Genomic DNA, 13,883 nt, shown 5'->3' with positions numbered 1-13,883 from the left:
TATTATAGTGGTACATGTTGTATAATAACAATGGACTATTTTGCTCATCATAAAAAAGTGTAATTTAAAACATAAAATATGAGAGTGAAAAGAAAGAACGATGGAATTTTCTTTAAAAAGATTATATGATAGTAACTAAAGTAGTCTAGCTCACTTTCACCATTTATGAAGGGGGAAACGAGATGTCAATTGAAATTAAAACGAAGTACGGTCAAATTGATATTAGTACAGATGTAATTGCAACAATTGCTGGAGGTGCCGCGGTAGATTGCTACGGTATCGTAGGTATGGCATCAAAAAATCAGTTAAAAGATGGATTAACAGACATTTTACGAAAAGAAAACTTCACTAGAGGTGTTATTGTTCGTAAAGATGAAGATGAAGTACATATTGATATGTATATTATTGTGAGCTATGGTACGAAAATTTCAGAAGTGGCACATAATGTGCAGACGAAAGTGAAATATACATTAGATCAAACTGTAGGACTAGCAGTAGATTCTGTAAACATCTACGTACAAGGAGTTAAAGTAATAAACTTGTAATGTGCATTAAGGAGGAAAATCTGTGTCAATTCAAAAAATTGATGGAAAACGTTTATCACAAATGATCATGCAAGGAGCGAATAATTTAACAAATAATGTTCAGCTTGTTGATGCATTAAACGTATTTCCAGTTCCAGATGGCGATACCGGTACAAACATGAACTTATCTATGACTTCAGGTGCGCGTGAAGTGAAAGCAAATCCTTCACAGCATGCTGGTAAAGTCGGCGTAAGTTTAGCCAAAGGATTATTAATGGGAGCTCGTGGTAACTCTGGAGTTATTTTATCTCAGTTGTTCCGTGGTTTCTCTAAATCCATTGAACAAAAAGAAGAATTAACAACAGTTGATTTTGCTGCAGCACTAGAAGCTGGAGTAGAGGCGGCTTATAAAGCGGTTATGAAACCGATTGAAGGAACGATTTTAACGGTTGCAAGAGAAACGGGTAAATATGCAGTAACAGTTGCGAAAAAACAGCGCGACTTTGTTTTGTTTATGGAAGACGTTGTGAAAGAAGCAAACGCATCGTTAAATCGTACGCCAGATTTATTACCTGTATTAAAACAAGTTGGCGTTGTAGATAGCGGTGGTAAAGGTCTTGTAGTGGTATACGAAGGGTTTTTAGCTGACTTAAAAGGAGAAACGATTTCTTCTGATGCACCGACGCAACCATCTATGAATGAAATGGTACGCGCAGAACATCACCGTAGTGTACAAAGCCAATTGAGTACAGAAGATATTAAGTATGGATATTGTACGGAGTTCATGGTGAAATTAGAGGCTGAAAAGGTGAAAGAGCATAATTTCTCTGAACAAAAATTCCGTGAAGATATTAGTGTATATGGTGATTCTCTACTAGTTGTGTCTGATGATGAAATTGTAAAAGTTCATATCCATGCAGAACATCCTGGAGACGCTATGAACTACGGGCAAAAATACGGTAGTTTAATTAAGATTAAAGTAGAAAATATGCGTGAACAGCATACTGCTTTGTTAGATGAACCTACTATGGTTCCTGAGCAACCAGCTCAATCGAAAGAAAAACAACCATATGGTATCGTAACTGTAGCTATGGGATCTGGTATTAAAACTTTATTTGAGAGCATCGGCGCAACGAAAGTTATCGAAGGTGGTCAAACGATGAATCCAAGTACGGAGGATATCGTGAAGGCAATTGAAGAAGCAAATGCTGAAAAAATCATTATTTTACCGAATAACGGAAATATTGTAATGGCAGCAGAACAAGCGGCATCAGTTGTAGATCAAGAAGTTATTGTTGTTCGTTCGAAAACAGTTCCTCAAGGTATGGCAGCAATGTTAGCATTTAACCCAGTTGGAACGTTAGAAGAGAATGAAGAAAACATGCAAGAAGCTTTATCTCATGTGAAAACAGGTCAAATTACGTATGCTGTACGTGATACGGAAATTGATGGTGTAGCAATTCAAAAAGATGATTTCATGTGTATTGCAGATGGGAAAATTGTATCTACAAATGCTGAAAAAGTAGGAGCTGCGAAGCAATTACTAGAAGCGCTTATTGATGAAGATTCTGAAATCGTAACGATTCTACAAGGGGAAGATGCAACTGATGAAGAAGTAGCGGAGTTAGTTGAATTTGTAGAAGAGAAATTTGAAGATGCAGAAGTAGAAGTACATGCTGGAAACCAACCAGTGTATTCTTTCATCTTCTCTGTAGAATAAGATAAGATTCGTTTTGAAAATAAATGGATTACTTACTTGCTAATGGATAAGAAGTAGTAATATGAAGTTTATTACTAGTTTTTATTCAAAAGGCTAGCATATTGAAGAGAGAAAAGAGCCTTGCTGCTAATAGTGAGGCTCTTTTTTACTTGTTTTATATAAGGGATTTGAGTAGTTTCTCTTAGAATGCCTATGATAGAATATATAAGGTGAAAGAGAGCGATTACAGATGCTAATTGGTACTCAAATAAAATGCAATAAAGAAAATAATGTGACGGGGTGTGAGAATCTTGAATGATGTTGTACAAGTTCCTGTTACGGATGTAAAGGGGATCGGAGGAGAAACATCTGAGTTACTACATGAGATGGGTATTTATACAGTTTCTCATCTATTAGAACATTTTCCGTACCGTTATGAAGATTATGCGATGAAAGATCTTGCTGAAGTAAAGCATGATGAACGTGTAACGGTTGAAGGGAAGGTTCATAGTGCTCCTTTGCTGCAATATTATGGTAAGAAGAAATCGCGTTTAACAGTTCGTGTTCTCGTCGGTCGTTATTTAATTACGGCGGTATGTTTTAATAGGCCTTACTATAAGCAAAAATTAAAGTTAGATGAAACGATAACGATTACTGGTAAATGGGATCAACATCGTCAAACAATTGCTGTATCAGAACTTCATTTTGGACCGGTTGTACGTCAACAAGAAGTGGAACCTGTTTATTCAGTAAAGGGGAAACTTACAGTAAAACAGATGCGTCGTTTTATTGCTCAAGCGTTAAAGGAATATGGAGATTCTATAGTCGAAGTGTTACCGGATGGTTTGTTAGGGCGATATAAATTATTACCAAGATATGAAGCGCTCAGGGCATTGCATTTTCCGGTAGGACAGGAAGATTTGAAGCAAGCGCGTCGCCGTTTTGTATATGAAGAATTTTTCTTATTTCAGCTGAAAATGCAAACGCTCCGGAAAATGGAGAGGGAAAATTCAAAAGGGACGAAGAAAGAGATTCCGTCAGCAGAATTACAAGAATTTATCGATGCACTGCCGTTTCCATTAACGGGTGCGCAGCGCCGAGTTGTAGATGAAATTTTGAAAGATATGACATCTCCTTATCGGATGAACCGACTATTGCAAGGTGATGTTGGTTCTGGGAAAACAGTTGTTGCTGCGATTGGTCTTTATGCATCGAAATTAGCTCATTATCAAGGTGCTTTAATGGTTCCTACAGAAATTTTAGCTGAGCAACATTATCAGTCGCTTGCTGAAACGTTTTCGCATTTTGGTATGAAGGTGGAACTGTTAACAAGTTCTGTTAAAGGGGCGAGACGTCGAGAAATTTTAGCGAAGTTAGAACAAGGAGAAATAGATATTCTTGTTGGAACGCATGCCTTAATTCAAGATGAAGTTATATTTCATAGGTTGGGTCTCGTTATTACAGATGAACAGCATCGATTTGGTGTAGCGCAGCGCCGAGTTTTACGGGAGAAAGGTGAAAGTCCAGATGTATTATTTATGACAGCGACACCAATTCCGCGTACGCTTGCAATTACTGCATTTGGAGAGATGGATGTTTCGATAATCGATGAGATGCCAGCAGGTAGAAAGGTGATTGAAACATACTGGGCAAAACATGATATGTTAGATCGCGTTCTCGGTTTCGTTGAAAAGGAGATAAAAAAAGGAAGACAGGCATACGTTATTTGTCCTCTAATTGAAGAATCTGAGAAACTTGATGTGCAAAATGCTATCGATTTACATAGTATGCTGACGCATCATTACCAAGGGAAATGCCAAGTTGGATTGATGCATGGGAGATTATCGTCTCAGGAAAAAGAAGAGATAATGGGACAGTTTAGTGAAAATAAAGTACAAATTCTTGTATCGACAACAGTTGTTGAAGTAGGTGTGAACGTACCGAATGCGACTGTAATGGTTATTTATGATGCAGAACGTTTCGGTTTATCGCAGCTTCATCAGCTTAGAGGGCGTGTCGGCCGTGGTAGTGAACAATCATATTGTTTATTAATAGCAGACCCTAAATCAGAAACAGGGAAAGAAAGAATGCGCATAATGACTGAAACAAATGATGGATTTGTATTGTCAGAAAAAGATTTAGAATTACGAGGTCCTGGAGATTTCTTTGGGAGTAAGCAAAGTGGCTTACCAGAATTTAAGGTTGCTGACATGGTACATGATTATCGAGCGTTAGAAACGGCAAGGCAAGATGCGGCGATACTAGTAGATTCAGAAGCGTTTTGGCACAATGATCAGTATGCTGCCTTGCGTACGTATCTTGATGGGACAGGTGTGTTCCAAGGAGAGAAGCTCGATTAAAGGGAGTCAACAAAAGTTTTTGTTGCATTCTACTTTTAATGATTATATACTACTGTTAGTACCTAGTCATAAAAATGGATGGTGCGGTATGAAAAAAAGAAGAAGTAAAAAAGAAAGACAAGAGTTATTACAACAAACAATCGAATCAAATCCTTTTATTACGGATGAAGATTTAGCGGAAAAATTTCAAGTGAGTATACAAACGGTACGACTTGATCGTATGGAATTGTCTATTCCTGAATTAAGAGAGAGAATTAAACATGTAGCTACAAAGCAACATGAAGAAGATGTGAAATCTTTACCGTTAGAAGAGGTTGTTGGAGAAATTATTGATATTGAATTAGATAGACATGCAATCTCTATCTTTGAAGTAAAGATAGAACATGTATTTAAAAGAAATCAAATCGCTCGTGGGCATCATCTGTTTGCGCAAGCAAACTCACTAGCTGTTGCGGTTATTGATGAAGAATTAGCTTTAACTGCAAAGTCTACCATTCGATACATTCGCCCTGTAAAATTAGGAGAGCGTGTTGTTGCAAAAGCGCGCGTTGAAGATGTAGAGAATGATAAAGGACGGACGGTTGTCAAAGTGCGTAGCTTCGTTGGAGAAGAACTTGTTTTTACAGGCACTTTTGAAATGTATCGATCTAGTAATTATAGTGAGGAAGGTAACAACTTATGAAAATCGCAATAGATGCAATGGGCGGAGATCACGCTCCAAAGGCTGTAGTATTAGGGGCAATGAAAGCTATTAAGGAATATTCTGATTTACATATTACGTTAGTAGGGAAAGAAGAGGAAATTCGTCAATACTTAACGAGTGATGAACGAATTACTATTCTTCATACAGACGAAAAAATAGAATCAACGGAGGAACCAGTAAGAGCGGTTCGTCGAAAAAAACAAGCTTCAATGGTGCTTGCGGCACAACAAGTAAAGGATGGAGAAGCAGACGCTTGTATATCCGCAGGTAGTACAGGAGCTTTAATGGCAGCTGGATTATTTGTAGTCGGTCGTATGGAAGGAATTGAGAGACCAGCTTTATCGCCTACAATGCCAACTGTAGATGGAAAAGGTTTTGTTATGTTAGATGTTGGAGCAAATGTTGATGCAAAACCAATTCATTTATATCAATATGCAGTAATGGGATCTGTTTATGCTGAGAAGGTAAGAGGAATTGAAAATCCTCGCGTTGGACTATTAAACGTTGGAACAGAGGATGGAAAAGGAAACGAGCTTTCAAAGCAAGTATTTGCAATGCTTAAAGATGCGCCAATTAATTTCGTGGGGAACGTTGAATCAAGAGATTTATTGCAAGGTGTAGCAGATGTTGTTGTATGTGATGGTTTTACAGGGAATGTAGCGTTGAAATCATTAGAGGGAACAGCACTTGCGCTATTCTCTATGTTGAAAGAACAGTTAATGAGTTCATTTACGAGCAAATTAGCAGCGGCGGTATTAAAGCCAAAACTTATGGTATTAAAAGATAAAATGGATTATTCGGAGTATGGAGGAGCTGCATTATTTGGATTGAAAGCACCTGTCATTAAGGCTCACGGTTCTTCTAATGATCAGTCGATATTTAGTGCGATTCGTCAAACGAGAGAAATGGTAGCGAAAGAAGTAATTCCTACGATTTCAAGCGTAATGGAGAAAGAGTCACTCCAATAAGAGGAGGATTTGAAATGGGAAAAATAGCATTTCTTTTTCCGGGCCAAGGTTCACAGGCAGTTGGAATGGGTAAACAATTAGCAGAGAATAATAAAGAGGTTGCAAAAGTGTTTGCAAAAGCAGATGAGGTGTTGGAAGATTCACTTTCAGAAGTGATTTTTGAAGGACCGCAGGAAAAGCTTACATTAACAACAAATGCGCAGCCTGCATTATTAACAACGAGTTTTGCTATTTTGACAGCTTTGAAAGAGTATGACATTACACCTGACTTTGTCGCTGGTCATAGTTTAGGTGAATATAGTGCTCTTGTAGCAGCTGGTGCATTAACTTTTGAAGATGCTGTATATGCTGTAAGGAAACGTGGCGAATATATGGAAGAAGCTGTTCCGGGCGGGGAAGGCGCAATGGCAGCTATATTAGGTGCTGACCCACATATGCTGAAACAAGTTACAGAAGAAGTAACAAGTGAAGGATATGCAGTGCAAATCGCTAATATGAATAGTACGAAGCAAATTGTGATTTCTGGAACGAAGCAAGGCGTAGAGGTTGCTTCTCAAAGAGCGAAGGAAAATGGTGCAAAGAGAGCGATTCCACTAAAAGTAAGTGGGCCATTCCATTCTTCACTTATGAAGCCGGCAGCTGAGAAGTTCCAAAGTGTTTTAAATGAAATTACAATTCATGACACGAATATTCCTGTTATTGCAAATGTTACGGCGGAAGTTATTACACGTGGTGCAGACATTCAAGAAAAGTTAATCGAACAGCTTTATTCGCCTGTATTATGGTACCCGTCTATTGAATATATGGTGAACCAGGGAGTAGATACATTTATTGAAATTGGACCTGGAAAAGTACTTGCTGGACTTATGAAGTCAATTGATTCATCAGTAAAAGCATATGCGATATACGATGAAGAGACATTAAAAGATACCATTTCAAATTTGAGAGGAGAAAACTGATGTTAAAAGGGAAGGTAGCATTAGTAACTGGCGCTTCACGTGGAATTGGTCGCGCGATTGCGATTGATTTAGCGAAACAAGGGGCAAATGTAGTAGTAAATTATGCTGGTAATGAACAAAAAGCAAATGAAGTAGTAGATGAAATTAAAAAATTAGGTTCTGATGCAATTGCGGTAAGAGCAGATGTTGCAAATGCTGATGATGTTACAAATATGGTGAAACAAACAGTAGATACATTTGGACAAGTTGATATTCTTGTAAATAATGCTGGTGTAACGAAAGATAATTTATTAATGCGTATGAAAGAAGAAGAATGGGATACAGTTATTAATACAAACTTAAAAGGTGTATTCTTATGTACAAAAGCAGTATCTCGTTATATGATGCGTCAACGTCACGGTAGAATTATAAACATCGCTTCGGTTGTTGGTGTTATAGGAAACCCAGGACAAGCTAACTATGTTGCTGCTAAAGCGGGTGTTATTGGATTAACAAAAACATCTGCAAAAGAGTTAGCAAGTCGAAATATTACAGTGAATGCAATTGCGCCGGGATTTATTGCGACTGATATGACGGATGTACTAGATGAGAATATTAAAGCCGAAATGTTAAAAGTTATTCCAGCTGCTCAATTTGGTGAAGCGAAAGATATCGCGAATGCTGTAACGTTTTTTGCTTCTGATCAAAGCAAATATGTTACAGGTCAAACGTTAAATGTTGATGGCGGTATGGTAATGTAATAAAAGAATCGATTTCACCTAGTTTTTTTGGTCAATATTTAATATAATATTTGAGGGGAGGTGAATGGAATGGCAGATGTTTTAGAGCGCGTAACAAAAATCATCGTTGATCGTTTAGGAGTAGAAGAGACTGAGGTAGTACCAGCTGCAAGCTTCAAGGAAGATTTAGGAGCAGACTCCCTAGATGTAGTAGAACTTGTAATGCAATTAGAAGATGAATTCGAAATGGAAATTTCTGATGAAGATGCTGAAAAGATTGCTACTGTTGGCGATGCTGTGACTTACATAGAGAGTCATCTATAATGCTTAAGTGAAGTCCCGTTTTTTAGCGGGGCTTTCTGGCTTATATCTGGAGGGACCTATGCCGTACCGAAAATATAGAGAAAAAAAATACGAAACAAAATATCGTGAAGCATTTAAAGTGTTTCAAGAAAAGATAGGTATTACGTTTACAGATGAAAAATTATTGATTCAAGCATTTACGCATTCATCGTATGTGAATGAGCATCGAAAAAAACCGCATGAAGATAATGAGCGTCTTGAATTTCTTGGAGATGCAGTATTGGAACTGACTGTATCGCAGTATCTGTTTCAAAAATATCCGACAATGAGCGAAGGAGAGTTAACAAAACTACGTGCAGCTATTGTATGTGAGCCATCTCTTGTTCGTTTTGCGAACGAATTGTCATTTGGTAGCCTTGTTTTATTAGGAAAAGGTGAAGAAATGACAGGTGGACGTGAACGACCAGCTTTATTAGCGGATGTCTTTGAAGCGTTTATTGGTGCCCTTTATCTTGATCAAGGGCTAGAAACAGTTTGGGAATTCTTAAAAGAAATTGTATATCCGAAAATTAATGAGGGTGCTTTTTCTCATGTGATGGATTATAAGAGTCAGTTGCAAGAATTGATTCAGCGTGATGGCAGTGGCAATGTTGAGTATCAAATTTTGCAAGAAAAAGGACCAGCTCACAATCGAGAATTTGTGTCACGTGTTACGTTAAATAACGTAGCTTTAGGTCTTGGTAGTGGTAAGTCGAAAAAAGAAGCAGAGCAACAAGCTGCTGCAGAAGCATTGAAAAAATTAAAAGAACAACTATAAGGAATCCCCCTTTGAATGAGGGGGATTCCTTGTGCATAGAATGAAACTTTCTTTTTGTTTATAATGAAAAAGAAGGTAAATCCGTATAATACTTGTTTTTGTATAGAGAACATTTATAACGACGGAGAATAGGAGGAAGGCCTTTCGTGTTTTTAAAAAGATTAGAAATAGCAGGGTTTAAGTCTTTTGCTGAGCGTGTATCTGTTGATTTTGTCCCAGGTGTAACTTCTGTAGTAGGACCTAATGGAAGCGGGAAAAGTAATATTACTGATGCAATTCGCTGGGTACTTGGTGAACAATCTGCAAAATCATTACGTGGTGCAAAGATGGAGGATATTATTTTTGCAGGCAGTGATACGAGGAGAGCGGTTAATGTTGCTGAAGTAACAATAACTTTAAATAATGAAGATCAACGTTTACCAATTGAATACAATGAGGTGTGTGTAACACGTCGTGTATCTCGTTCAGGTGATAGTGATTTTTATATTAATAAACAATCATGTAGATTGAAAGATATTATCGATTTATTTATGGACTCTGGTATGGGAAGAGAAGCTTTTTCAATTATTAGCCAGGGGAAAGTGGAAGAGATTTTAAGTAGTAAGTCAGAAGAGCGTCGAGGTGTATTTGAAGAAGCGGCAGGCGTACTAAAATACAAACTTCGCAAAAAGAAAGCTGAAGGGAAATTAGCAGAAACACAAGAAAACTTAAATCGTGTACAAGATATAATTCATGAATTAAGTAGTCAAGTAGAACCTTTAGAAAGACAAGCTTCTATTGCGAAAGATTATCTTGAGAATAAAGAAGAATTAGAGAAAGTAGAAGCTGCGCTTATTGTCCATGAAATTGAAGAATTGCACGAGAAATGGGAAGCGCTTCGAAATCAGTTTGGGCATAATAAAAACGAAGAAGCTAAAATGTCAACGAATTTACAAAAAAGTGAAGAAGAGCTTGAGGAATTACGAGGACAATTACAAGCGGTAGATGAGTCTGTAGACTCGTTGCAAGAAGTACTTCTTCTTTCTAGTAAAGAGCTAGAAAAACTTGAAGGGCAGCGCGAGTTGTTAAAAGAGAGAAAGCAAAATGCTACGACGCATTGTGCGCAACTTGAGCAGTTAATTGTTGAATTAACAGAGAAAGCTAAAAGTTACGATGGTGAGATTGAGTCAAGTACAGAAGCTTTAATGCAATTTGTGAATGAAGTAAAAGAGTTGGAGCAAAAATTGCATGATAATGAGCAACTGCTTGCTACTTTTGCTGACAATTTAGAGGAACAGATTGAGAATTTAAAAGGTGACTATATTGAGCTTTTAAATCAACAAGCTAGTCATCGTAATGAATTATCTATGATTGAAGAACAATCTAAACAGCAAACGTCTAAAAACGAGCGTCTAGATGAAGAGAATGCGAAATATGTAGAAATGCGTATGGAAATTACAGCGAAAAAGACGAAACTTGTAGAAAGTTACGAACAAGCGAAAGAAAAAGTAGCTGGCATACTCTCAAACATACAGAAGACAGAGGCGGCGCTTGGGAAATGTAAGACGCAGTATAGTGAAAATGAAACAAAACTGTATCAAGCATATCAATTTGTGCAACAGGCACGTTCTCGAAAAGAAATGCTTGAAGAGATGCAAGAAGATTATTCTGGATTCTATCAAGGTGTACGTGAAGTATTGAAAGCTAGAGAAAATAGGTTGCAAGGTATCGAGGGTGCTGTTGCGGAACTGTTAACGGTACCGAAAGAATACGAAGTTGCAATGGAAATTGCTCTAGGTGCAGCGATGCAGCATATTGTTGTACAAACAGAGGAGCATGCTCGTAATGCGATAGCATTTTTAAAGCAAAATAAACATGGACGTGCAACGTTTTTACCGCAAGCTGTTATTAAAAGCAGGTCTTTATCATTTGAGCAATTACGCATTGCAAATCAACACCCATCGTTTGTAGGTGTGGCGGCAGAACTTGTGCAGTACAACAATAAATATGAAAATGTAGTTTCAAATTTATTAGGTACGGTTATTGTTGCGAAAGATTTACGCGGAGCAAATGAGTTGGCGAAACAACTGCAATACCGTTATCGCATTGTAACAATCGAAGGTGATGTAGTGAATCCTGGCGGTTCTATGACTGGTGGGGCGGTAAAGCAAGCGAAATCTTCTTTATTAGGACGCCAACGTGAACTGGAAGAGTGGACTCGCAAGTTAACTGATATGGAAGAAAAAACAATGAAGTTAGAAAACTTTGTTAAAGCAGTAAAACAAGAGATTCAAGAAAAAGAAGTGAAAATACGCGAACTAAGGCAAACTGTAGAAGTAGATCGTGTAGATGAGCAGAAATTAAGAGAAGAGATTAATCGTCTAGAATTAGAAGAACATCGTATTAATGATAGATTGTCTATTTATGATTTAGAGATTGAAGGGTTTTTACAAGATCGAGTAAAAATGCAAGGGCGTAAAGAGGAGTTAGAAGGGATTTTAACGAATCTTCAAGCTGATATCACTAAGTTAGATAGTAAAATTGTAGCTTTAACAAAACAAAAAAGTGAGCAACATTCTTCGAAAGAAAAAGTTCAAAAAGAAATGACGGAGTTAAAAGTGCTGGTAGCTGAAAAGCAACAACGCTTATTTAATCAAAAAGAAAAAGTTGAACGATTGACGAAGGAAAAAGAAGAAACGGATGCGACACTTGTAAAAACGAAAGAGGATTTAGCGTTCTTAAAACAAGAAATGACATCTAATTCAAGTGGTGAAGAGCAAATTACGAATATGATTGAGAAGAAAGCATATGATCGTAATCAAACTTCAGAATTAATTCGCTCTCGTCGTGAACAACGTGTATCGTTGCAAGAGAGGGTAGAACATTTAGAGCGCAATTTGAAAGAAACGACAGGTAAACATAAATATATTCTTGAAATGTTGAAAGATCAAGAAGTGAGAATAAATCGACTTGATGTAGAGTTGGAAAATAGATTACAACATTTACGTGAAACATATACGATTTCATTTGAAGCGGCAAAACTAAAATATACAATGACAATGCCTGCAGAAGATGCGCGTAAGAAAGTAAAATTAATCAAATTATCTATAGAAGAGTTAGGTACAGTGAACCTAGGGGCAATTGATGAATATGAACGTGTAGCGGAGCGTCATACATTCTTACTAGAACAGAGAGACGACCTAGAAGAAGCGAAAGCGACATTGCACCAGCTTATTACCGAAATGGATGAAGAAATGAAAAAACGCTTTTCTACTACGTTTGAAGGCATTAGAATGGAGTTTCAATCGGTATTCTCTGAATTATTTGGAGGCGGTAGAGCGGATTTAGTAATGACTAATCCAGAGGATTTACTAAATACGGGTATTGATATTGTAGCACAACCGCCAGGGAAGAAACTGCAGAACTTAGGTTTACTTTCAGGTGGAGAGCGTGCTTTAACAGCAATTGCGCTTTTATTTGGTATTTTAAAAGTACGCCCAGTACCATTCTGTGTACTAGATGAGGTAGAGGCAGCCCTTGATGAGGCGAATGTAGCTCGTTTTGCACAGTATTTAAAGAAATTCAGTAATGAGACGCAGTTTATTGTAATTACACATAGAAAAGGTACAATGGAAGAGTCTGATGTGTTGTACGGTGTAACAATGCAAGAATCAGGGGTATCTAAACTTGTTTCGGTTCGTTTAGACGCCGGAGAAGAACTTATTGCAAGTGAATAGGAAGGATGGGAAAGTATGAGTTTTTTTAAAAAACTAAAAGAAAAAATTTCAAAACAAACGGATACAGTTACAGAGAAATTTAAACAAGGATTAGAAAAAACGAGAAATTCATTTGCGGATAAAGTGAATGATTTAGTTTATCGTTACCGTAAAGTGGACGAAGATTTTTTCGAAGAGTTAGAAGAAATCTTAATCGGTGCAGACGTTGGCGTTGCGACGGTAATGGAATTAATTGACCAATTGAAAGAAGAAGTACAACGTCGTAACATTCAAGATCCAAAAGAAGTACAAGCTGTTATTTCAGAAAAACTAGTAGGAATTTACAAAGGCGACAGCGATTTTAGTAACGAAATTAATATGCAAGAGGACCAATTAACGGTTGTTTTATTTGTTGGTGTTAATGGTGTAGGAAAAACGACGACAATTGGTAAACTGGCGCATAAGTTTAAATCAGAAGGTAAGTCAGTCCTATTAGCGGCAGGAGACACATTCCGTGCTGGAGCGATTGAACAATTAGAAGTATGGGGCGATCGCGTTGGTGTAGAAGTGATTAAACAAGGATCTGGATCTGATCCAGCGGCGGTTATGTATGACGCTGTACAAGCTGCGAAAGCACGTAAGGTAGATGTATTACTATGTGACACAGCAGGACGCTTGCAAAATAAAGTAAATTTAATGAAAGAATTAGAGAAGGTGAAGCGTGTAATTGAGCGTGAAGTACCAGGTGCTCCTCATGAAGTATTACTTGTTATTGATGCAACAACAGGACAAAACGGTTTAAGCCAAGCGAAAACATTCCGTGAAGCAACGAATGTAACTGGTATTGTTTTAACGAAGTTAGATGGAACTGCTAAAGGTGGTATTGTATTAGCGATTCGTAACGAAATGGATGTACCAGTGAAGTTTGTTGGATTAGGAGAGCAAATGGATGACTTGCAACAGTTTGATCCAGAACAATATGTGTATGGTTTATTTGCGAACTTAGTAGAAACAGAAGAAGTATAAGTGAAAGGAGCGGTATTTCCGCTTCTTTTTCTATAAAAAATATATGATGTTAAGAAAAAAACTTGACACTCTTTTGGACTACATGTAAACTAATTCATGTAAAGGGAAAT

At 37.4% G+C, this 13,883-nt stretch carries 11 protein-coding genes; all 11 read left to right on the top strand.

The annotated features are described in order from the left end of the window. The first annotated feature begins 182 nt into the window (after window positions 1-182). Window positions 183-545 (top strand): Asp23/Gls24 family envelope stress response protein, encoded by a 363-nt coding sequence (locus DN401_RS18095; RefSeq protein ID WP_000021109.1) that lies wholly within the window; start codon window positions 183-185, stop codon window positions 543-545. 22 nt (window positions 546-567) lie between these two features. After that, the gene (locus DN401_RS18090) at window positions 568-2,244 is read left to right on the top strand and encodes a DAK2 domain-containing protein (RefSeq protein WP_000027129.1); all 1,677 of its coding nucleotides are present in this window, start codon (window positions 568-570) and stop codon (window positions 2,242-2,244) included. A 290-nt stretch (window positions 2,245-2,534) separates the two neighbouring features. Further along, window positions 2,535-4,583, top strand: coding sequence for an ATP-dependent DNA helicase RecG (gene recG / locus DN401_RS18085; protein WP_001000816.1), 2,049 nt, complete (start codon window positions 2,535-2,537; stop codon window positions 4,581-4,583). Between the two features lie 88 nt (window positions 4,584-4,671). Next, window positions 4,672-5,265, top strand: coding sequence for a transcription factor FapR (gene fapR, locus DN401_RS18080; protein ID WP_000747348.1), 594 nt, complete (start codon window positions 4,672-4,674; stop codon window positions 5,263-5,265). Continuing rightward, the gene (gene plsX / locus DN401_RS18075) at window positions 5,262-6,254 is read left to right on the top strand and encodes a phosphate acyltransferase PlsX (RefSeq protein WP_000684100.1); all 993 of its coding nucleotides are present in this window, start codon (window positions 5,262-5,264) and stop codon (window positions 6,252-6,254) included. The genes fapR and plsX overlap by 4 nt, the downstream gene beginning before the upstream one ends. 14 nt (window positions 6,255-6,268) lie before the next feature. Beyond that, the gene (gene fabD, locus DN401_RS18070) at window positions 6,269-7,213 is read left to right on the top strand and encodes an ACP S-malonyltransferase (RefSeq protein ID WP_000515899.1); all 945 of its coding nucleotides are present in this window, start codon (window positions 6,269-6,271) and stop codon (window positions 7,211-7,213) included. Continuing rightward, entirely contained in the window at window positions 7,213-7,953 is a 741-nt protein-coding gene (gene fabG / locus DN401_RS18065; RefSeq protein WP_000911773.1) for a 3-oxoacyl-[acyl-carrier-protein] reductase, read from the top strand. Before fabD ends, fabG begins: the two co-directional genes overlap by 1 nt. Window positions 7,954-8,022: 69 nt before the next feature. After that, window positions 8,023-8,256, top strand: a complete 234-nt coding sequence (gene acpP, locus DN401_RS18060; RefSeq protein WP_000786062.1) for an acyl carrier protein — start codon at window positions 8,023-8,025, stop codon at window positions 8,254-8,256. Between the two features lie 58 nt (window positions 8,257-8,314). Beyond that, a complete protein-coding gene (rncS, locus tag DN401_RS18055) occupies window positions 8,315-9,052 on the top strand; it encodes a ribonuclease III (protein WP_001146875.1) in 738 nt (245 codons plus the stop codon). Window positions 9,053-9,198: 146 nt separating this feature from the next. Then, window positions 9,199-12,768: a chromosome segregation protein SMC gene (gene smc / locus DN401_RS18050; protein ID WP_000478973.1), complete on the top strand. Its 3,570-nt coding sequence runs from the start codon at window positions 9,199-9,201 to the stop codon at window positions 12,766-12,768. A gap of 15 nt (window positions 12,769-12,783) precedes the next feature. Further along, a complete protein-coding gene (gene ftsY, locus DN401_RS18045) occupies window positions 12,784-13,773 on the top strand; it encodes a signal recognition particle-docking protein FtsY (protein ID WP_000007655.1) in 990 nt (329 codons plus the stop codon). Window positions 13,774-13,883: the final 110 nt, after the last annotated feature.

Source organism: Bacillus sp. BF2-3, from assembly GCF_008368795.1.
GTDB classification, from domain to species: domain Bacteria; phylum Bacillota; class Bacilli; order Bacillales; family Bacillaceae_G; genus Bacillus_A; species Bacillus_A cereus.
The sequence above is the reverse complement of the archived record's forward strand: the minus strand, read 5'-3'. Positions and strand labels throughout refer to the sequence as shown.

Excerpts from the sequence above, each read along its gene's own strand:
- DN401_RS18095 (WP_000021109.1), top strand. The coding sequence starts at position 183 with ATGTCAATTGAAATTAAAACGAAGTACGGTCAAATTGATATTAGTACA.
- fapR (WP_000747348.1), top strand. The coding sequence starts at position 4,672 with ATGAAAAAAAGAAGAAGTAAAAAAGAAAGACAAGAGTTATTACAACAA.
- plsX (WP_000684100.1), top strand. The coding sequence starts at position 5,262 with ATGAAAATCGCAATAGATGCAATGGGCGGAGATCACGCTCCAAAGGCT.
- fabD (WP_000515899.1), top strand. The coding sequence starts at position 6,269 with ATGGGAAAAATAGCATTTCTTTTTCCGGGCCAAGGTTCACAGGCAGTT.
- fabG (WP_000911773.1), top strand. The coding sequence starts at position 7,213 with ATGTTAAAAGGGAAGGTAGCATTAGTAACTGGCGCTTCACGTGGAATT.
- acpP (WP_000786062.1), top strand. The coding sequence starts at position 8,023 with ATGGCAGATGTTTTAGAGCGCGTAACAAAAATCATCGTTGATCGTTTA.
- rncS (WP_001146875.1), top strand. The coding sequence starts at position 8,315 with ATGCCGTACCGAAAATATAGAGAAAAAAAATACGAAACAAAATATCGT.
- ftsY (WP_000007655.1), top strand. The coding sequence starts at position 12,784 with ATGAGTTTTTTTAAAAAACTAAAAGAAAAAATTTCAAAACAAACGGAT.